This is a genomic window from Vibrio sp. 10N.286.51.B11 (genome assembly GCF_041469245.1).
In the GTDB taxonomy this organism is placed as follows: Bacteria; Pseudomonadota; Gammaproteobacteria; order Enterobacterales; family Vibrionaceae; genus Vibrio; species Vibrio crassostreae_C.
In genome coordinates this window covers 372442-391897 of sequence record NZ_JBFRKI010000012.1, presented here as the reverse complement: position 1 = coordinate 391897, position 19456 = coordinate 372442, and the positions used below count along the sequence as shown (strand labels likewise).

The window sequence follows — 19456 nt, the reverse complement described above, 5'->3', positions numbered from 1 at the left end:
GGAGATATGACCATGAAACTGAATTTCTCTTTATATCGTTACAATCCAGATGTCGACCAGAAACCTTATATGAAGGAATACACTCTAGAAGTGGATGAAGGTTCAGACATGATGCTTTTGGATGCGCTTATTCTGTTGAAAGAGCAAGATCCAACAATCTCATTCCGTCGCTCATGCCGTGAAGGTGTATGTGGCTCGGATGGTTTGAACATGAACGGTAAAAATGGCCTAGCGTGTATCACGCCATTGTCTGCGCTTTCGGGCCAAGACAAGATTGTGATTCGCCCACTGCCTGGCTTACCCGTTGTTCGTGACCTGATTGTAGACATGACTCAGTTCTACGATAACTACGAAAAAGTGAAGCCATTCTTAGTGTCTGATGGCAATGTGCCACCGGCTCGTGAAAACTTACAAAGCCCTGATGAGCGTGCTCATTTAGATGGATTGTACGAATGTATCATGTGTGCATGTTGTACAACGTCATGCCCATCATTCTGGTGGAACCCTGACAAATTCATCGGACCAGCAGGCCTGCTTGCAGCGTACCGTTGGCTAATTGATAGCCGAGATACAGCGACAGACGAACGTTTGTCCGATCTTGATGATGCATTTAGCGTTTTTCGTTGCCATGGCATCATGAATTGTGTAAGTGTTTGTCCTAAGGGATTAAATCCGACGAAAGCTATTGGTCACATCAAGACCATGCTAGTGAATCGTTCGGTTTAAGTTATATAAAAATTGCCGCCCTAGAAGTTTTGGGGCGGCCTTTTAATAGCTCGGCATAGACCGCAGCAAACGTGAAAACTACTGGTTAAGGGAAAATATGCACAACGGCGTGATGAAGGCATGGCTCGAGTCTTCACACTTGGCTGGCGCCAATGCAACGTACGTAGAAGAACTCTATGAACTGTATCTAAGTGACCCAGATTCGGTAAGTGACGAATGGAGAAGTGTTTTTGAAGAACTGCCTGTGCAAGCTTCAGAGACAGTGGAACAACCACACTCTCGTGTTCGTGAATACTTCCGTCGACTCGCTCAAGAAACAAAGCATTACAGTGTCCAAGTTAGTGATCCAGATGTCGATGCGAAACAAGTAAAGGTTCTGCAACTTATTAATGCCTATCGATTCCGAGGGCATCAAGCAGCAAATCTAGACCCCCTAGGTTTATGGAAAAGAGCGACAGTTGATGAACTGGACCCTTCTTTCCACACTCTTACCGAAGATGACCTCAATGAGACGTTCAACGTCGGCTCTTACGCCATTGGCCAAGAGACGATGGTGCTTAAAGATCTCTACAAATCTCTAAAGCAAACGTATTGTGGCTCTATTGGTGCTGAATACATGCACATGACAAATACAGAGCAAAAGCGTTGGATCCAACAACGTTTAGAGTCTGTATCTGGTCAACCCTCTTTCAACAAAGAAGAAAAGCAAGCTTTCCTAGAAGAGCTAACTGCTGCTGAAGGTCTTGAGCGCTATCTTGGTGCGAAATTCCCAGGCGCAAAACGCTTCTCGTTGGAAGGTGGTGATGCTCTTATCCCAATGACGAAAGAAATTATTCGTCATGCTGGCGGACAAGGCATGCGTGAAGTTGTTGTTGGTATGGCTCACCGTGGTCGTCTAAACATGTTGGTCAACGTGCTTGGTAAAAAGCCACAAGACCTGTTTGACGAGTTTGCGGGCAAGCACGATGACACGTGGGGTACTGGTGATGTGAAATACCACCAAGGCTTCTCTGCGGACTTCGCAACGCCAGGCGGCAACGTTCACTTAGCACTAGCATTTAACCCATCTCACTTAGAAATCGTAAACCCGGTAGTTATCGGTTCAGTACGTGCACGTCAAGATCGCCTTGGTGATAATGATGGTAGCCGTGTACTTCCAATTACTATCCACGGTGACTCAGCTATCGCTGGTCAGGGTGTAGTACAAGAGACGTTTAACATGTCTCAAGCTCGTGGTTTCTGTGTAGGTGGTACGGTTCGTATCGTTGTAAACAACCAAGTTGGTTTTACAACGTCTAACCCTCGCGATACACGCTCTACGATGTACTGTACCGATATCGCGAAGATGGTTCAGGCTCCGATTTTCCACGTTAACTCTGATGATCCAGAAGCGGTTGCGTTTGTTGCGCGTCTTGCATTGGATTACCGTAATACGTTTAAGCGTGATGTTGTTATTGATTTGGTTTGTTACCGTCGCCACGGTCACAATGAAGCCGATGAGCCGAATGCAACACAGCCTTTGATGTACCAAAAAATCAAGAAGCACCCAACACCACGTAAGCTTTACGCTGACGTGCTAATGGAGCGCGGTGAGTTTGGTATTGATACAGCAACTCAGCTAGTTAACGAATATCGTGATGCACTTGATCACGGTGAAGTTGTGGTTAAAGAGTGGCGTCCAATGGCACTTCACTCAGTAGACTGGTCTCCTTACCTAGGTCACGACTGGAACATCGAGTGGGATAACAAGATTGATATCGAGCGCCTGAAAGAACTTGGTACCAAACTTTGTCAATACCCGGACAGCCACAAGCTGCAAAGCCGAGTAAATAAACTGTACAACGATCGTACTGCCATGGTGAATGGTGAGAAACAAGTCGATTGGGGTATGGCTGAAACTCTGGCATACGCAACACTTGTTGACGACGGTAAGCGTATTCGTATCTCAGGCCAAGATTCAGGTCGTGGTACGTTCTTCCACCGTCACTCAGTACTGCACAATCAATCAGATGCAAGCACGTATGTTCCTCTTGCGAACATTCATGATAAACAAGGGCCATTCCAAGTGTTTGACTCTGTGTTATCTGAAGAAGCGGTACTCGCATTTGAGTATGGTTACGCGACAGCAGAGCCAAGCGGTCTAACCCTTTGGGAAGCTCAATTTGGTGACTTCGCAAACGGTGCACAAGTTGTTATCGACCAATTCATTTCATCAGGTGAGCAAAAGTGGGCACGTCTATGTGGTCTAACTATGCTGCTTCCTCACGGTTATGAAGGCCAAGGCCCAGAGCACTCTTCTGCACGTCTTGAGCGTTACCTTCAGTTATGTGCTGAACAAAACATGCAGGTTGTTGTTCCTTCAACACCGGCACAGGTTTACCACATGATTCGCCGTCAGGTTGTTCGACCAATGCGTCGTCCTCTGATCGTAATGTCACCTAAGTCATTGCTTCGTCATCCTCTGTGTACTTCTTCTCTGGAAGATTTGGCAGAAGGTACGTTCCAACCAGCTATCGCAGAAATTGATGACCTGGCGCCTGAGAACGTAAAACGCGTCGTGTTCTGTTCAGGTAAGGTTTACTTTGACCTGCTTGACCAAAGACGTAAGAACGAGCAAGACGATGTCGCTATTGTACGTATTGAGCAACTTTACCCGTTCCCTTATGAGGATGTGAGAGCTGCCATCGCACAATACACAAATGTAGTCGATTACGTTTGGTGTCAAGAAGAGCCACAAAACCAAGGTGCTTGGTACAGTAGCCAACATAATTTCCGAGCTGCTATCCCAGTAGGTGCTGATATTCAATACGCAGGTCGTCCTGCATCAGCATCACCAGCTGTTGGCTATATGTCAGTACACTTGAAACAACAAAAAGCGTTAGTTGACGACGCTTTGACCCTACTTAAGAACTAGAAGTAAAAGGAAAATACGCACATGACAATTGAAATTCTGGTTCCAGATTTACCTGAATCTGTGGCTGATGCAACAGTTGCTACTTGGCACAAAAAACCGGGCGAAGCGGTTGCACGTGATGAAGTCATTGTAGATATCGAAACAGATAAAGTAGTTCTAGAAGTACCGGCTCCTGAAGCGGGTGTTCTGGAAGCTATCATCGAAGAAGAGGGTGCTACGGTACTTTCTAAGCAGCTTTTGGCTAAAATCAAGCCGGGTGCTGTCGCTGGTGAACCAACGAAAGACACCACTGAAGATACAGAAGCATCTCCTGATAAGCGCCATAAAGCTGCGCTAACAGAAGAGAACAACGACGCACTAAGCCCAGCTGTTCGTCGCCTGCTTGCTGAGCACAACCTACAACCAGCTGACGTTAAAGGCACTGGTGTTGGTGGTCGTATTACTCGTGAAGACATCGACGCACACCTAGCAGCAGCGAAAGCGGCTCCGGCAGCAGCATCTGCACCAGCAGTTGAAGCGCCAGCAGCGGCTCGCAGCCAAAAACGCGTGCCTATGACTCGCCTGCGTAAGACAGTTGCAAACCGTCTTCTAGAAGCGAAAAACAGCACAGCAATGCTGACTACTTTCAACGAAGTGAACATGAAGCCAATCATGGACCTTCGTAAGCAGTACAAAGACCAATTCGAGAAACGTCACGATACGCGTCTTGGCTTCATGTCTTTCTACGTGAAAGCAGTAACAGAAGCACTGAAGCGTTTCCCAGAAGTGAACGCTTCTATTGATGGTACAGATATCGTTTACCACAACTACTTCGACATCAGCATGGCGGTATCTACGCCACGTGGTCTAGTGACTCCAGTACTCAAAGACTGTGACACACTAGGTTTCGCTGATATCGAAAAAGGCATCAAAGAGCTAGCAATCAAAGGTCGTGACGGCAAGCTAACGGTTGATGAACTGATGGGCGGCAACTTCACTATCACAAACGGTGGTGTATTTGGTTCTCTAATGTCTACGCCAATCATCAACCCGCCTCAAGCGGCAATTTTGGGTATGCACAAAATCCAAGACCGTCCAATGGCTGTTGATGGCAAGGTAGAGATTCTACCAATGATGTACCTAGCGCTTTCTTACGACCACCGTCTAATCGATGGCCGTGAATCAGTTGGCTTCCTAGTGACCATCAAAGAGCTTCTAGAAGATCCTGCACGTCTGCTATTAGACGTTTAGTATCGCTAAAACGTCTAGTTAACCCCGTTAGCTAGACGTAAAAAGTTTCAAAGGCTAGGCTGCTCAACGTCTGGCCTTCAATTGAACTGTAAAGCCATTAGAAAATGGACAGCAGTTGTTTTGAGAAGACCCTACAGACGTAACACAGGAAACTGTGTCGTTATGGAAATAATAATCCCTTAAGGGAAAATAAACGGAATATCAAAATGAATTTGCATGAATACCAAGCCAAACAGCTGTTTGCAGAATTCGGTTTGCCTGTACCAGAAGGTTTCGCATGTGATACTGCACAAGAAGCTTTCGAAGCTGCAGGGCGTATCAGTACAGCCAAGAAAGTCGTTAAGTGTCAAGTACACGCTGGTGGCCGCGGTAAAGCGGGCGGCGTAGAGCTACATGACACCAAAGAAGGCGTTAAAGAGTTTGCACAAAAGTGGCTAGGTAAAAACCTAGTGACTTACCAAACAGACGCTAATGGTCAGCCTGTAACTAAGATCCTAGTTGAAGAAGCATCAAACATTGCTAACGAACTTTACCTAGGTGCTGTTGTTGACCGCGCAACGCGTAAAATTGTATTCATGGCGTCAACTGAAGGCGGTGTGGACATTGAGAAAATCGCTGAAGAAACTCCAGAGTTGATTCACCAATCAGCGATCGATCCTCTAGTAGGCCCTCAAGCTTACCAAGGCCGTGAACTGGCGTTCAAACTTGGTCTAGTTGGCGATCAAATCAAACAGTTCGTTAAGATCTTCATGGGTCTTGGCCAAATGTTCTCTCAGTACGACCTAGCTCTACTAGAAATCAACCCGCTTGTAATTACTGGCGAAGGCAACCTGCTTTGTCTAGACGGCAAGATCAACATCGACTCAAACGCGATGTACCGTCAGCCTAAACTACGTGAAATGCACGATCCATCTCAAGAAGATGAGCGCGAAGCACACGCAGCACAGTGGGAACTGAACTACGTAGCACTAGATGGTAACGTTGGCTGTATGGTTAACGGTGCAGGCCTTGCGATGGGTACGATGGATATCGTAAACCTACACGGCGGCAAGCCAGCAAACTTCCTTGATGTAGGCGGCGGCGCGACAAAAGAACGTGTAGCTGAAGCATTCAAGATCATCCTTTCTGATGACAATGTTAAAGCAGTACTCGTAAACATTTTCGGTGGCATCGTTCGTTGTGACATGATCGCTGAAGGTATTATCGGTGCAGTTAAAGAAGTCGGCGTAACAGTTCCTGTAGTTGTTCGTCTAGAAGGTACAAACGCAGACCTAGGTCGCGAAGTACTTGCTAATTCTGATGTTGATATCATTGCAGCTGAATCTCTAACAGATGCTGCTCAGAAAGTTGTTGCTGCTGCGGAGGCTAAATAATGTCTGTATTAATTAACAAAGACACTAAAGTAATCTGTCAGGGTTTCACTGGCGGTCAAGGTACATTCCACTCAGACCAAGCTATCGCATACGGTACGCAAATGGTTGGTGGTGTTTCACCTGGTAAAGGTGGTCAAACTCACCTAGGCCTTCCAGTATTCAACACAGTACGTGAAGCGGTAGAAGTAACTGGCGCAACAGCAACAGTTATCTACGTACCAGCTCCTTTCTGTAAAGATGCAATCCTAGAAGCGATTGATGCAGGTATCGAACTGATCGTAACGATCACTGAAGGTATCCCTACAACAGATATGATCGACGTTAAAGTGAAGCTAGAAGAAACTGGCGTTCGCATGATCGGTCCTAACTGTCCAGGTCTTATCACTCCAGACGAGTGTAAGATTGGTATCATGCCTGGTCACATCCACAAGAAGGGTAAAGTAGGCATCGTATCTCGTTCAGGTACTCTGACATACGAAGCAGTTAAGCAAACAACAGATGAAGGCTTTGGTCAGTCTACATGTGTTGGTATCGGTGGTGACCCTATCCCAGGTTCAAACTTCATTGATATCCTAAAACTTTTCCAAGAAGACCCAGAAACTGAAGCAATCGTAATGATTGGTGAAATCGGTGGTACTGCGGAAGAAGAAGCGGCTGAGTTCATCAAAGCAAACGTAACTAAGCCAGTTGTATCTTACATCGCTGGTGTTACTGCTCCTCCGGGCAAGCGTATGGGCCACGCAGGCGCAATCATCTCTGGCGGTAAAGGTACTGCTGAAGATAAATTCGCAGCACTAGAAGCAGCAGGCGTTAAGACTGTTAAGTCTCTTGCTGACATCGGTAAAGGCCTACGTGAAATCACGGGTTGGTAATCAGCTGGCTTTTATCGATTGAGATAGAAGTTAATTGAAACGATATTAAAAAGGCTTGGTCACTGACCAAGCCTTTTTTTATGTTTTCGAGATACGAGATCGTACTGCTAAGTGCTAAGCTCGACTTCTAACCATTTGAGATAGCATAAACATTGCTGCCGCACTGATAACCACAGACGGGCCAGCAGGCGTATCATAGAACCAAGACAAGCTTAATCCACCGAATACAGCGATAGAGCCAATAATTGATGCAAGGAAGGCCATCTGCTCAGGTGTGCTCGAGAACTTCCTTGCCGTTGCTGCAGGAATAATCAGTAGCGATGTCATGATTAACGCACCAACAAACTTCATACCGACAGCAATCACGATACCGACCAATAGCATCAGAATCAGACGCATTAAATCAATGTTGATGCCATCAACCGCCGCGAGATCTTCGTTAACCGTCGTTGATAGTAGTGGTCGCCAAAAGATAGCAAGTACTAATCCAATCACAGCAGCACCCGCATAGATGAACACTAAATCCGTTGGAGATACTGCCAGCAAGTCACCAAATAGGTAGCTCATTAGGTCAACACGAACGTTATCTAAGAAACTGACAGCAACCAAACCAAGTGATAGCGCACTGTGCGCCAAAATACCGAGTAGGGTATCGGTCGCGACCAGCTTTTGTTTTTGTAAAGTCACTAGCAACACGGCCAGCATCAAACAACAAATCAGCAGCGCGAAATACAAGTTAATGTTGAACAGAAAGCCAAGTGCTAAGCCCATCAAAGAAGCGTGAGCAAGCGTGTCACCAAAGTAAGCCATCTTACGCCACACCACGAATGAACCTAGTGGGCCTGCAATTAGTGCAATACCCAAACCCGCCAAAATAGAGGGAAGAAGAAACTCAAGCATTAGTGGTGTCCGTGTTTATGGTTTGAACATTCATGCACGTCGCCTTCGACAGGCTGGCCTGCGAGATCATGATGGTGATGTTCGTGTTGGTGATGATAAAACGCTAGCGTCTCTTGGGTCGCGGTGCCAAAGAGCGCAATATACGAAGGATGGTGTTTGATGTCTGCAGGTGCGCCTGAGCAACAGATGTGGTGGTGTAAACAGATAACATCGTCTGTTTTTGCCATCACTAAATGCAGATCGTGTGAAACCATAAATACGGCACAACCAAAGCGGTGGCGAATGGTGTCAATCAAGTCATACAGGTCTATTTGCCCTTGAACGTCGACGCCTTGAGCCGGTTCATCGAGAACCAGTAGATCTGGTCTTCTTAGCAATGAACGAGCAATGAGCACACGTTGGTTTTCTCCGCCAGATAGCTGGTGCATGTTACTCTTCTGCAGATGTTCAGCACCAACGAGCTTCAATGCTTCAAGGATCTCTTGCTGACTGAAATTGCCAGTGAGTTTTAGAAAACGCTCTACGTTGAGCGGTAGGGAATCATTGAGCTTTAATTTTTGTGGTACATAGCCAATTTTCAGTTTTTTAGCTTTTGTTATTGTGCCTGAAAATTTGGTCTGTAAACCCAGTACCACTTTTACTAATGTCGACTTTCCTGCACCGTTTGGCCCAATCAGGGTGGTGATTCTGCCGCGCTCTAAATTTAGAGAGATGTTGTCTAGAACTTTTCGACCGTCAAATTCGACGCTCACAGAATCTAGTTGGATTAAGTTATCCATGAATAGAACTCATTTGCAATTCGCTAATGTTATAATGTAACATTTACCTCAAGCCTAAGCTACTTTTCTATTATCGAGGGATTATGTCACGTTCATCTTTTATACTTGCTACTTTGCTTTTAGCGCCAAGTGTCGCAAGTGCCAATACTATTCTAACAAGCTTTAAACCAATTCAAATGATTGTGACAGAATTAACGCAAGGCGTTAGTGAGCCGGATGTGTTGATGAACAGCAATGCTTCGCCGCATGATTATGCGCTTAAGCCATCGGATGTCAAAAAAGTTCATAGTGCCGATATGGTCATCTGGTTCGGCCCTGACCTAGAAGCCTTTCTGACTAAGGTGATTGGTTCAAAAGAAAATGTTATCAAGATCAGTGATATTCCCGGAATCAACTTGCGAGAGTTCGGACACGAAGAGCATGACCACGATGCACATGAAGGGCACCACCACGGTAGCCATGACCCGCATTTTTGGTTAGGTATCGAGCAAGTTGAAGTAGCTGCAAAATACATCTCAGCTAAGTTGATTGAATCTGATCCAGACAACGCAATGGCGTACCAAGAGAATCTCGATTCATTCCTGATTGCATTGAAAGAGAAGCAACAGTCTATTCGAGAGCAACTTGCACCCGTGAAAGACAAAGGTTACTACGTTTTTCATGACGCGTATGGTTACTTTGAGCAAGAGTTTGAGCTAAATAACTTAGGTCACTTTACGGTGAGCCCAGAGCGTAAGCCGGGTGCAAAAAGCCTGATCGCTATTAAGAAAACGATAGTACGTGAAAACGTTCAATGTGTGTTTTCTGAGCCTCAATTCACTCCTGCTGTGATTGAATCAGTGACGCGCGGAAGTAACGCAAAACAAGGTCAGCTTGACCCTATCGGTTCAACAGTTGAAGTGAAGAGTGGAAGCTATTTCGATTTTCTTCAGCAACTTACAGATAGCTATACAAGTTGCTTAGACGAGAAGTAAGTCATAAACGAGTATTCTTTACTCTACTTTGCTCTCGTTAATTTATGAATCATGCCGCTTTTTGCGGCATTTTCGTGACCGCTAAGATAAAACCTCCTAACAAATAACAAACCTCCTTTCTCCTTTTCTAATTTCCGCTAAAATGGAAAGATAATAATAAGCACAAAAAAACTCAGTTTTTGGTTTAGCAACGATAAGACGTTGTGGTACCCAAAATTTCATGTGTTGTTGCTGTTCAGGATTAAGAGTTGTATCGAATTATCTTCAAAATGTTCATGTTAATGAGCATTTCATTTAGCGTTCTAGCGGTAAATACCTCGCCCTCCGTTTTCTATCCTTTGCCCGCTCAAGCGCAAGGGAATTTCCTTGCGGCTAAAAACTTGTATTTAGGTGCCGGAGGTGGGCTCTGGGTTCATGATGTGCATGGAAAAGTACTCTTTTACGATGGTCGAACTCTATTCCCTCGCAAGGGAAGCTTACTGCAATTTTCTTCGGAAAGAGTCGCCTTTCTGAACGATGAGTTTTGGACATTTTTCGACAATGAGGTCTATCGACATAACCCTGGAATTGGCAACGAATTGGCGTTTAGCCTAAGTCCCGGCGCTGAAATAGCGAATATCGGTGCATCAGGCGATTATATTTGGGTTACTGACGGCAGTAATTTCTATACCTACAACACTCAATCTTTAGAATTCAACACCTACTCTCTACTTAAACTGTACCGATACAATAACAGCAGTGACATTGCGATTAACGACGCTGAGTGGGTACTATCAAAGTGGGTGCTAGCGACCAGTTCTGGCGTTTACCTTTCAGAGAATCAAGAGTTTACCCATGTCACCGCATCAGACAAAAACCATATTGAGACGGTTTATTTTTCGAATGCTCGACGTGAGTTAGTGATCGGTACTTTAAATGGTGCTGTGATTGTTGATCTCGCGAACCCAGACAAAGAGACCATCGTTAAAGGGTCGCATGTTCTCTCGTTGGCCGAAACTTCGGACCAGTATTGGATTGGTACAGAGCACGGCCTTATTAGCTACAACTTTATTACGGGACAAATTACTCGATTCGAACAAGCCGCTAGTCAAGACTTCTCGTTACCGGGTGAGAAAATATATTCGTTGATAAACGATCATGCTGGTGGTATGTGGGTTGCGACAAACAACGGTATCCGATACTTCTCACTGTTCAGCAAAACCTTCTCGAGAACACCCCTAACTGGAATGGGCATGCATTCGAGTAGTGTGGTGATCAATAAAGTACTGCCTGTCAGTGACCAGTTATCTTGGGTCGCGTCTTCAATGGGGCTCTACTTGGTTGATTCTGAAAGTGAAGAGAACCCAATTCGTGTTTACTCTAACCCTGTTAATGATTTTGAGATCTTTGGCTCTTCCATTTGGTTGGCGACCGAACAAGGTATCATCAGTCTAAATACGGAAACACTACAACCCGAAGCCCTTGATTTACCAAGGCCAATTGAGGGAGTGCGTGTTGAAAACCTTGCGCTTCAAGCCGATAACGTTCTTTGGATGACCTCTGGGCAAAACCTCTATTCGTTATCTATCGAAACCATGAAACTGACGAGTTATGGCACTGACTGGTTAGTCGACAAGTTCTTGCCTGCGAAGATCACCGCTCTCAATGTAGGCTTGCTAGGTCGCATCTATATAGGAACGGATCATGGCTTCTACTCGTTCATTGATAAACGAATTAGCTTTAGTCGTTCCAGCGAACGGTTTGGCAAAGTCGTCGATATTGAAAAAGCGAAGGATGGAGCGCAGTGGTTTGCGAGCAGTTATGGCGTGTATCGAATCCCGGATGACAGCTCTATTATTCAAGAAATCACTCTTGTTGAAGACAATATTAGCCCCAACTGCCTGATAAGCGATGACAATGGTGTTTGGTTAGGCTCTTCGAAAGGCATCAGTTATTACGGATTGGATGGGCAACTGCATAAACACATAGGTTCGCCATTTGGTTTGATCACCAATGAACTGGCGGCAGGAGCGTGTGCTCTTTTTTACAGTCAAGATAGCCAACCTTCGAGGCTTGTTTTCGGCTCAAAGTATGGTGTAGTCAGCGCGTTATCTAACGAGTTACTGGTATCAACTACACCTCATAGCCGTGCCTTGTTGAGTAAGATAAGTGTCGACCAACAAACGGTATCACTTGGCGGGAAAACGGCAGAGCTGGATGAGATTCCTTATGGTTCATCGATGGGGTTTAAGCTAGGTATCTTACCAGCAACGTTCGCACCTGCGATGGAATACCGACTGAGCGACGATGAACCTTGGAGTGAGTTTGAAGGGGGCTTGTTAACGCTCGATCATCTTCTTCCAGGGGATTACACACTTGAAGTGAAGCCGGTTAAAGGCTCCCATTATCGCTTTGTGTCAACCAATCAAAGCTTCTCGATTGCGGAGCCTTGGTATCTGACCAATTGGGCTGCAGCAAGCTCTCTGATATTACTGATTGGCGTTGTGACTATCTTAGTCTTTTGGCGTTCGCGTTATGTCACTTTTGCCAACCGGCACTTAAAAGCGCAAGTTGCACTGAAGACAGACCAATTGAGGCACCAAAGCCGGATATTACTCGCCACTAATCAACAGCTTAAAAAGCAGCTATCCGTGAAGAATGCGCTTGTGTCTCACACTGCCAATGAACTCTCTTCTGAAGTGAATCATATTGCTGCAATGCTCCCGAATTGGAATGACGAGCTCGGGAAGTCGCCGATTCTAACCTTGAAAAATGGCTTAGCTCAATTGAGTAATACGCCTCAAGGAGAAGGGCAAGTTTGTTACGATATAATTTTAATCTTAGAGGTGGTACTCAAAGCTTGGCAGGATGACTTAACCAAAGCCGGTATTGAACTGGATATTAAAGTCGAAACAAAACAACGATATGTCTCGTTGCTGTATTTTAATCTCGATATTATCTTCAATAGCTTGGTTGCGAGCATCATCAAGAGAAACTTTAAGTCGCAGAGTATGGTGGTTCTGGTTGAAGAGGTTAAGGAGCATCTTGTTGTGACCATTCGAGATCATGGGATGCCTTTCCCTAAACTGGCATCAAGCATGGGTGACAATACCGGAAAGTCGACCGACCTTAACATCGAAAAGCTGCCGCTATTGATGAATCAGAGCGGTGGTGAGCTTAATGCCTTTGTTTCGGAGTCTCAAAATAAGGTTCAGCTTTCGTGGCCAATTGAGTATCAAGTACTCGACAATCTTGAAGCCAGCACAATTGAACAGATTGAAACCATTAAGCTTGCCGCCTCAACACCAGAGCAACAAAAACTGACAGCGGAACAAGAGTGGAAGAACAGAGTGTCGCAGCTTGTGAGTGAAAACTACGCTGATGCCGAGTTCAGTACTGCAACTGCCGCTAAGTATTTGTTTATGTCTGAGAGAAGCTTACAGAGACGCTTTAAATCGGCTTACAACAAGACCTTCAAAGAGCACTTGAATGAAGTACGTCTAGAGCATGCGTGTGAGCGCTTACTCGCTGGAGAGAAGATCTCTGATGTGGCGTTTGATTCGGGGTTCAATGACCCTTCCTATTTCAGTCAAAGGTTTAAGCACCACTTTGGCATGTCACCATCTAAGTTTGCTGAAAACAACGAAGAGTAGCACGCAGCGGATACTCAGCTAGAACATAAATAAAGATACTTTAGCCTCGACATTCGTGTTGGGGCTTTCTTATGCTTCTACGAGATAAATGGGGAGTTTAAAAAGGTTGTTGGGATAAAACAAAGGGAAGAAAAAAAATATCGTGGCATAGCCGGGGGGACTATACCACGGGTGCCAACGACACCTTCGCTTGCTGCCGGAGTGATATAGCAAAGCCATATCACCTCTGGAATAAAATTAAAGAGAAGTAGTTTCTCTTAGATGGAGTAACTATACGTCCAGCTACTTATTTTACTTATAAAATTAACGACAGATACCTATGATAAAACCGACATTGTCTCAAGTGATTGATAATTAATGATTTGTTTTTGTTTGGGAGGGTTTGTACTAGTGAGGTAGTTCTCGCTAGTTGTTGAAAGTAACGTTTTTGACGTAAACGTTTTTAACGAAACTTACGAGTATGTATTTTCGAAAACATTGATTTCACACAATAGAATTGTGGGCATGTATGTGTATCATGGCGTTAATAACAATCTTTCTCATTATCAGTCACGAATTGGGTACTTATGAAACTCTCACAACTAGAGCAAGGAAAGGCGGCTTCTATTGTTGCACTAACAGGTTTAACACCAGACGTAAGGAAGAAACTTATGGTCATGGGTATGTTGCCAAAAACCGAGGTGACGCTTATCCGCCGTGCACCTATGGGTGATCCGCTTCAAGTTGAAGTGAGAGGTGTTTCTATCGCCATTCGTGAAAGCATTGCAGAACAAATCGAGGTTATCTAAATGGATTATCAAGTTCTTACCGTTGGTAACCCGAATAGTGGTAAAACAACACTGTTCAACGCACTGACTGGTGCTAAGCAGCACGTTGGTAACTGGGTTGGTGTCACTGTTGAAAAGAAGACGGGTTTATACTCGCACGCTGGTGATCAGTTTCAACTAACGGATTTACCGGGTATCTACGCACTAGACAGTGGTAATGATGCGAACAGCATCGATGAGTCTATCGCGTCTCGCGCTGTTTTAACTCACCCAGCAGATGTGATCATCAATGTTGTCGACGCTAACTGTCTAGAACGAAGCTTATATATGACATTACAGCTGCGTGAGTTGGGTCGCCCAATGATCGTTGTGTTGAACAAAATGGATGTATTAAAGCGCGAACGTCAGGTGATTAACCTTAAAGCACTAGAGAAAGAGCTAGGTTGCCCAGTTCTAAGCTTGTCTGCAAACGATAAAGGTCAAGTGGTTCGCTTTAAAGAGCGTCTGCATAAACTGCTTGTTCAAGGTGTGAGCCTTGACCCTATCTCTATTGATTACGATGCCGCGTTAGAAGCTCTTATCCCTTCTGTTGAGTCACAATTTGATGATGCTGACGTATCTCACCGAGCGCTAGCGATTCGTGCTTTAGAAAATGATTACTTGGTATTGAATGGTTTAGCCCCACAAACTCGCACTCAAATTGATAGCGTGCGTCTTGGTGCCGATTTCGATATTGACCTTGCTGTTGCTGACGCTAAATACACTTTCTTACATGACCTTTGTAAACGTGTTCGTCGCAGCGAAGGTAAACTAAGCCGTAACTTTACAGAGAAAGCAGACCAATTCATTTTGAACAAATGGGTCGGTATTCCTTTCTTCTTCGTTATCATGTACCTAATGTTCATGTTCTCTATCAATATCGGTAGTGCGTTTATCGACTTCTTCGATATTGGTGTTGGAGCAATATTAGTTGATGGTGGACACCACTTATTAGATGGCCATTTACCAGTTTGGTTAGTCACTGTACTTGCTGATGGTATTGGCGGCGGTATCCAAACGGTTGCGACCTTTATTCCTGTTATCGCAGCGCTTTACCTATTCTTAGCGGTACTAGAAAGCTCAGGCTACATGGCTCGTGCTGCATTTGTACTTGATAAAGTGATGCAGAAGATTGGTTTACCGGGTAAAGCATTTGTCCCACTTGTACTGGGCTTTGGTTGTAACGTGCCTTCAATCATGGCAACTCGTACTCTTGACCAAGAGCGCGAACGTAAACTAGCAGCATCAATGGCGCCGTTTATGTCATGTGGTGCTCGTTTACCGGTATACGCACTGTTCGCGGCGGCGTTCTTCCCAGGTGCAGGACAAAACGTAGTATTCGCTCTGTACATCATGGGTATCGTTGCTTCTGTATTTACGGGTTTGTTCCTGAAAAACACGATCTACCCAGGTAGCAGTGATAGCTTAGTGATGGAAATGCCAGATTACGAATTGCCGACAGTGCAAAACGTAATGTTGAAAACTTGGCAGAAGCTGAAGCGTTTCGTACTTGGTGCAGGTAAAACAATCGTGATGGTTGTGGCTATTCTTAGCTTCCTAAACTCTCTAGGTATGGACGGCAGCTTTGGTAACGAAGATAGCGAAAACTCAGTACTGTCTAGAGCAGCTCAAGTTGTAACACCTGTATTCCAACCAATTGGTATTACTGAAGAGAACTGGCCTGCAACGGTTGGTATCATCACAGGTATTTTCGCTAAAGAAGCCGTTGTTGGTACATTAAATAGCCTATATACAACGCCTTCTGATGAAGAAGCAGCTGAGTTTGACTTAGCAGCAAGCCTGCAAGAAGCGGTAATGACGATCCCTGAAAACCTAGCCGGATTGAGCTACTCAGATCCATTAGGTATTGAAGTTGGCGACTTGTCTGACTCTAATTCTGTAGCAGCTGACCAAGAAGTCGATACCTCTATCTTTGGTAACTTGAAAGACAAGTTTGTATCTGGTCATGCGGCATTCGCTTACTTGATTCTTATCCTGCTTTACACGCCTTGTGTGGCCGCGATGGGTGCTTATGTTCGTGAATTTGGTCAGACGTTTGCACGCTTCATCGCGGTTTGGACGATGGCTCTTGGTTACTTTGGTGCGACTTTCTACTACCAAGCGGCAAACTTTGCTGCGCATCCTGTGACAAGTGCAGTATGGATGGTGGCGATTGCTGGTGGTTTTGTGGTGACGTATCGCGTCTTCAAGAAAGTGGGCAGTAAGCAGAAAGCACTAGAGGTGCAAGTAGTATGATTTTAACTGAACTTCATCAATACATTGATAGCCACGGCGTTGCGGCTCGTAAAGAGCTCGCTGCAAAGTTTGGCATGAGTGAAGATGGCGTCGATGCGATGCTGAGTGTTTGGGTCAAGAAAGGGAAAGTTTCTCGCTTGGTCGATACGAATAAGCATGGTCATACAACGCGTATTCGCTACACCATCAGCAAACAAGATGGTTTGTCGCTTAACGTGATGATGTAGTTCGGTCTTCAGACTCTCGTTGAAAAAGGCGAGATTAGAAAATGACAAAGCCGCTTATCTAAGATGAGCGGCTTTTTGTTATGTGTCTTTTCTGAAGTGTTTTGCTTTAAAGCTCAATGAGATGAACTCGAATTATGCTTTCTTGAAGATAGAGCTCAGTGACAGAACGTTTTGGATACGAGTCAGGATAGCGGCTTGATCTTCTTCACTGCGCTGTTCGCCTTTTGTATTACCCCATACTGGGCCGGGCCAAGCAATGTCGTCTTTGAAGCGTGCAATATGGTGGATGTGCAGTTGTGGCACCATATTACCCAGCGCACCAAGGTTCAATTTGTCTGGTTGGAACGTTGCTTCTAATGCTTGGCTTACCGCCTGAGATTCATGTAGGAACTGCTGTTGCTCTTTCATTGGTAAGTGGTGCAACTCTTTTAGGTTGGCACGTTTTGGTACCAAGATAACCCAAGGCACTGCGTTATCTTTGTGTAGCAGGGCTAAGCTCAGTGGAAATTCGCCGATAAGTGTGGTGTCTTTCGCAAGTTGCGGGTGAAGTTCGAAGCTCATGATCTTTCCAATTAATTGTTTTACATGAGTATAAGGTCGGAGTTTGAATGTGGCTAGGGCTTACGTCCTCAATAAGCAGATTCCCTATCACGTTCGTCCCTCACTGTAGGGAATGATGGTGAGAAGAGGGATAACGATTTGGTGTGGTTTGATGGCGCATCATTGATGTTGTCTTGGATTCACTACACCTATTCTCGTCATCTCCTAGAGCGACGAATGAGCGTAATAGGAGATCTCTTGCTGTGTAGGTTAGCTAATCGCTTAAATAATCGAGTAAACAAACCTCCAGACAAAAAAAGGTTGACGCTTTCACGTCAACCTTTCTAATTTTCTCGAATCTCGAATCTCGAATCTCGAATCTCGAATCTCGAATCGCTTACATGCGCTCTAGAGTGTCGATACCTAGAAGCGATAGACCTTGCTTGATCGTCTTCGCTGTTAGTGCAGCAAGCTTCAGACGGCTCTGCTTAACAGCTTTGTCTTCAGCAACTAGGATAGGGCAAGCTTCGTAGAAGCTAGAGAATTGACCAGCTAGTTCGAATAGGTAGCTACACATGATGTGTGGTTGACCTTCACGAGCAACAGACTGTACTGCTTCTTCAAACTGTAGAAGTTTCGCGATAAGCGCTTTCTCTTTCTCTTCAGTGATTTTGATTTCACCTTCAAGCGAGTCCATAGAAATGCCAGCTTTAGCAAATACAGAAGCAACACGAGTGTATGCGTACTGCATGTATGGTGCTGTGTTGCCTTCGAATGCAAGCATGTTGTCCCAATCGAACACGTAGTCAGTAGTGCGGTGCTTAGAAAGGTCTGCGTACTTAACCGCTGCCATAGCAACTGTGTTCGCGATCGCTTTCTTCTCGTCTTCTGCTAGTTCTGGGTTCTTAGATTCGATTAGCTGCGCTGCACGAACTTCTGCTTCATCCAGAAGATCAGCAAGACGAACAGTACCGCCTGCACGAGTCTTGAATGGCTTACCATCTTTACCAAGCATCATGCCGAACGCGTGGTGCTCAAGAGAAACAGATTCTGGGATGTAACCTGCTTTGCGAACGATAGTCCAAGCTTGCATTAGGTGTTGGTGCTGACGTGAGTCGATGAAGTAAAGCACGCGGTCTGCGCCTAGTTCTTCAAAACGGTATTTTGCACACGCGATATCAGTGGTTGTGTAAAGGAAGCCGCCGTCACGTTTCTGGATGATAACGCCCATTGGGTCGCCATCTTTGTTCTTGTATTCGTCTAGGAATACAACCTGTGCGCCGTCATCTTCTTTTGCAAGACCTTGCTCTTTTAGGTCAGCAACGATAGTTGGAAGCATGTGGTTGTACATGCTTTCGCCCATTACGTCATCACGTGTTAGAGACACGTTTAGGCGATCGTAGTTGCGTTGGTTTTGAATCATTGTTACGTCAACAAGCTTCTTCCACATCTCTGCGCAGAACTCGTCGCCGCTTTGCAGTTTAACAACGTAGCCACGTGCTTTAACTGCGAACTCTTCGTCTTCATCGTAAAGCTTTTTAGATTCACGGTAGAAGCCTTCAAGGTCAGCAAGTTCCATTGAAACTTCGCCAGACTCAGCCTGAACGCGCTCAAGGTTTGCGATAAGCATACCGAATTGAGTACCCCAGTCACCGATGTGGTTAGCGCGGATAACGTTGTGGCCTAGAAATTCTAGAGTACGAACTACTGCATCACCGATGATAGTTGAACGTAGGTGACCAACGTGCATCTCTTTCGCAACGTTTGGCGCAGAGTAATCCGCAACAATAGTTTGCGTTTCAGCAACGGCAACACCAAGGCGAGAGTCAGCCAATGCTGCGTCTGCTTGTTTGGCTAGGAAAGCTTCATCTAGGAAGATGTTTAGGAAACCCGGACCTGCGATTTCAACTTTAGACGCGATACCGTCTAGGTTTAGAACGTCCAATACTTTTTGAGCAAATTCTCGTGGGTTAGTGCCTAGTCGTTTAGCAACGCCCATAACGCCGTTTGCTTGGTAGTCACCAAACTGTGGTTTTGCAGATTGACGAACAGCAGCAGGAGAGCCTGCAGGTGCGCCAGCGGCTTCTAGAGCCTGAGATACTTTGTCATTAATAAGTGCTTGGATATTCACACGCGTTTCCTTCAATTCAAGGATGATAAGAGTGGCCGTTAATTCTTGGTCATTAAATTGGTTAATTATGCTTCTAGTTAACGATTTAATGCCAAA

At 45.2% G+C, this 19456-nt stretch carries 14 protein-coding genes; 10 read left to right on the top strand and 4 right to left on the bottom strand.

The window, feature by feature from the left end; translation table 11 throughout:
* The first annotated feature begins 12 nt into the window (after nucleotides 1-12).
* The 5 genes from AB4154_RS08655 (at nucleotide 13) to sucD (ending at nucleotide 7115) form a co-directional block, all read left to right on the top strand.
* Nucleotides 13-726, top strand: coding sequence for a succinate dehydrogenase iron-sulfur subunit (locus AB4154_RS08655; protein WP_010436773.1), 714 nt, complete (start codon nucleotides 13-15; stop codon nucleotides 724-726).
* A gap of 97 nt (nucleotides 727-823) precedes the next feature.
* On the top strand, nucleotides 824-3640 hold the full coding sequence (gene sucA / locus AB4154_RS08650) for a 2-oxoglutarate dehydrogenase E1 component (protein WP_017061946.1): 2817 nt from the start codon (nucleotides 824-826) through the stop codon (nucleotides 3638-3640).
* Between the two features lie 21 nt (nucleotides 3641-3661).
* Nucleotides 3662-4870, top strand: a complete 1209-nt coding sequence (gene odhB / locus AB4154_RS08645; RefSeq protein ID WP_017056410.1) for a 2-oxoglutarate dehydrogenase complex dihydrolipoyllysine-residue succinyltransferase — start codon at nucleotides 3662-3664, stop codon at nucleotides 4868-4870.
* A 206-nt stretch (nucleotides 4871-5076) separates the two neighbouring features.
* Entirely contained in the window at nucleotides 5077-6243 is a 1167-nt protein-coding gene (gene sucC, locus AB4154_RS08640) for an ADP-forming succinate--CoA ligase subunit beta (protein WP_010436793.1), read from the top strand.
* Nucleotides 6243-7115 carry a succinate--CoA ligase subunit alpha gene (sucD, locus tag AB4154_RS08635; protein WP_004734209.1) on the top strand — a complete coding sequence of 291 codons (873 nt, stop codon included), beginning with the start codon at nucleotides 6243-6245 and terminating at the stop codon, nucleotides 7113-7115. The genes sucC and sucD overlap by 1 nt, the downstream gene beginning before the upstream one ends.
* Nucleotides 7116-7229: 114 nt before the next feature.
* Here the strand turns inward: sucD and znuB are convergent, their stop codons facing one another.
* Together znuB and znuC are read right to left on the bottom strand one after the other, a co-directional pair.
* Nucleotides 7230-8015 (bottom strand): zinc ABC transporter permease subunit ZnuB, encoded by a 786-nt coding sequence (gene znuB / locus AB4154_RS08630; RefSeq protein ID WP_017061944.1) that lies wholly within the window; start codon nucleotides 8013-8015, stop codon nucleotides 7230-7232.
* Entirely contained in the window at nucleotides 8015-8794 is a 780-nt protein-coding gene (znuC, locus tag AB4154_RS08625) for a zinc ABC transporter ATP-binding protein ZnuC (RefSeq protein WP_017061943.1), read from the bottom strand. The genes znuB and znuC overlap by 1 nt, the downstream gene beginning before the upstream one ends.
* An 83-nt stretch (nucleotides 8795-8877) precedes the next feature.
* Between znuC and znuA the strand changes: the two genes are divergently transcribed.
* From znuA to AB4154_RS08600, 5 genes are all read left to right on the top strand, one after another.
* Complete coding sequence (gene znuA, locus AB4154_RS08620) at nucleotides 8878-9768, top strand: zinc ABC transporter substrate-binding protein ZnuA (protein WP_017067380.1); 891 nt, start codon at nucleotides 8878-8880, stop codon at nucleotides 9766-9768.
* A 269-nt stretch (nucleotides 9769-10037) separates the two neighbouring features.
* Nucleotides 10038-13400, top strand: coding sequence for a helix-turn-helix domain-containing protein (locus tag AB4154_RS08615; protein ID WP_017067379.1), 3363 nt, complete (start codon nucleotides 10038-10040; stop codon nucleotides 13398-13400).
* A 566-nt stretch (nucleotides 13401-13966) separates the two neighbouring features.
* On the top strand, nucleotides 13967-14188 hold the full coding sequence (locus AB4154_RS08610) for a FeoA family protein (RefSeq protein WP_004734203.1): 222 nt from the start codon (nucleotides 13967-13969) through the stop codon (nucleotides 14186-14188).
* A complete protein-coding gene (gene feoB, locus AB4154_RS08605; protein ID WP_017061939.1) occupies nucleotides 14189-16462 on the top strand; it encodes a Fe(2+) transporter permease subunit FeoB in 2274 nt (757 codons plus the stop codon). It begins immediately after the preceding gene.
* Nucleotides 16459-16689, top strand: coding sequence for a FeoC-like transcriptional regulator (locus tag AB4154_RS08600; RefSeq protein WP_017061938.1), 231 nt, complete (start codon nucleotides 16459-16461; stop codon nucleotides 16687-16689). The genes feoB and AB4154_RS08600 overlap by 4 nt, the downstream gene beginning before the upstream one ends.
* 132 nt (nucleotides 16690-16821) lie before the next feature.
* On the opposite strand, the gene AB4154_RS08595 is transcribed toward AB4154_RS08600, so the two are convergent.
* Nucleotides 16822-17250 (bottom strand): HIT domain-containing protein, encoded by a 429-nt coding sequence (locus AB4154_RS08595; RefSeq protein WP_017061937.1) that lies wholly within the window; start codon nucleotides 17248-17250, stop codon nucleotides 16822-16824.
* 376 nt (nucleotides 17251-17626) lie between these two features.
* Complete coding sequence (gene argS / locus AB4154_RS08590; protein ID WP_017070297.1) at nucleotides 17627-19360, bottom strand: arginine--tRNA ligase; 1734 nt, start codon at nucleotides 19358-19360, stop codon at nucleotides 17627-17629.
* Between the last annotated feature and the right edge of the window lie 96 nt (nucleotides 19361-19456).

Coding starts and splice junctions, on each gene's coding strand:
- sucD (WP_004734209.1), top strand. CDS start 6,243: ATGTCTGTATTAATTAACAAAGACACTAAAGTAATCTGTCAGGGTTTC.
- feoB (WP_017061939.1), top strand. CDS start 14,189: ATGGATTATCAAGTTCTTACCGTTGGTAACCCGAATAGTGGTAAAACA.
- AB4154_RS08610 (WP_004734203.1), top strand. CDS start 13,967: ATGAAACTCTCACAACTAGAGCAAGGAAAGGCGGCTTCTATTGTTGCA.
- sucA (WP_017061946.1), top strand. CDS start 824: ATGCACAACGGCGTGATGAAGGCATGGCTCGAGTCTTCACACTTGGCT.
- znuA (WP_017067380.1), top strand. CDS start 8,878: ATGTCACGTTCATCTTTTATACTTGCTACTTTGCTTTTAGCGCCAAGT.
- znuB (WP_017061944.1), bottom strand. CDS start 8,015: ATGCTTGAGTTTCTTCTTCCCTCTATTTTGGCGGGTTTGGGTATTGCA.
- znuC (WP_017061943.1), bottom strand. CDS start 8,794: ATGGATAACTTAATCCAACTAGATTCTGTGAGCGTCGAATTTGACGGT.
- AB4154_RS08615 (WP_017067379.1), top strand. CDS start 10,038: ATGTTCATGTTAATGAGCATTTCATTTAGCGTTCTAGCGGTAAATACC.
- odhB (WP_017056410.1), top strand. CDS start 3,662: ATGACAATTGAAATTCTGGTTCCAGATTTACCTGAATCTGTGGCTGAT.
- sucC (WP_010436793.1), top strand. CDS start 5,077: ATGAATTTGCATGAATACCAAGCCAAACAGCTGTTTGCAGAATTCGGT.
- AB4154_RS08600 (WP_017061938.1), top strand. CDS start 16,459: ATGATTTTAACTGAACTTCATCAATACATTGATAGCCACGGCGTTGCG.
- AB4154_RS08655 (WP_010436773.1), top strand. CDS start 13: ATGAAACTGAATTTCTCTTTATATCGTTACAATCCAGATGTCGACCAG.
- AB4154_RS08595 (WP_017061937.1), bottom strand. CDS start 17,250: ATGAGCTTCGAACTTCACCCGCAACTTGCGAAAGACACCACACTTATC.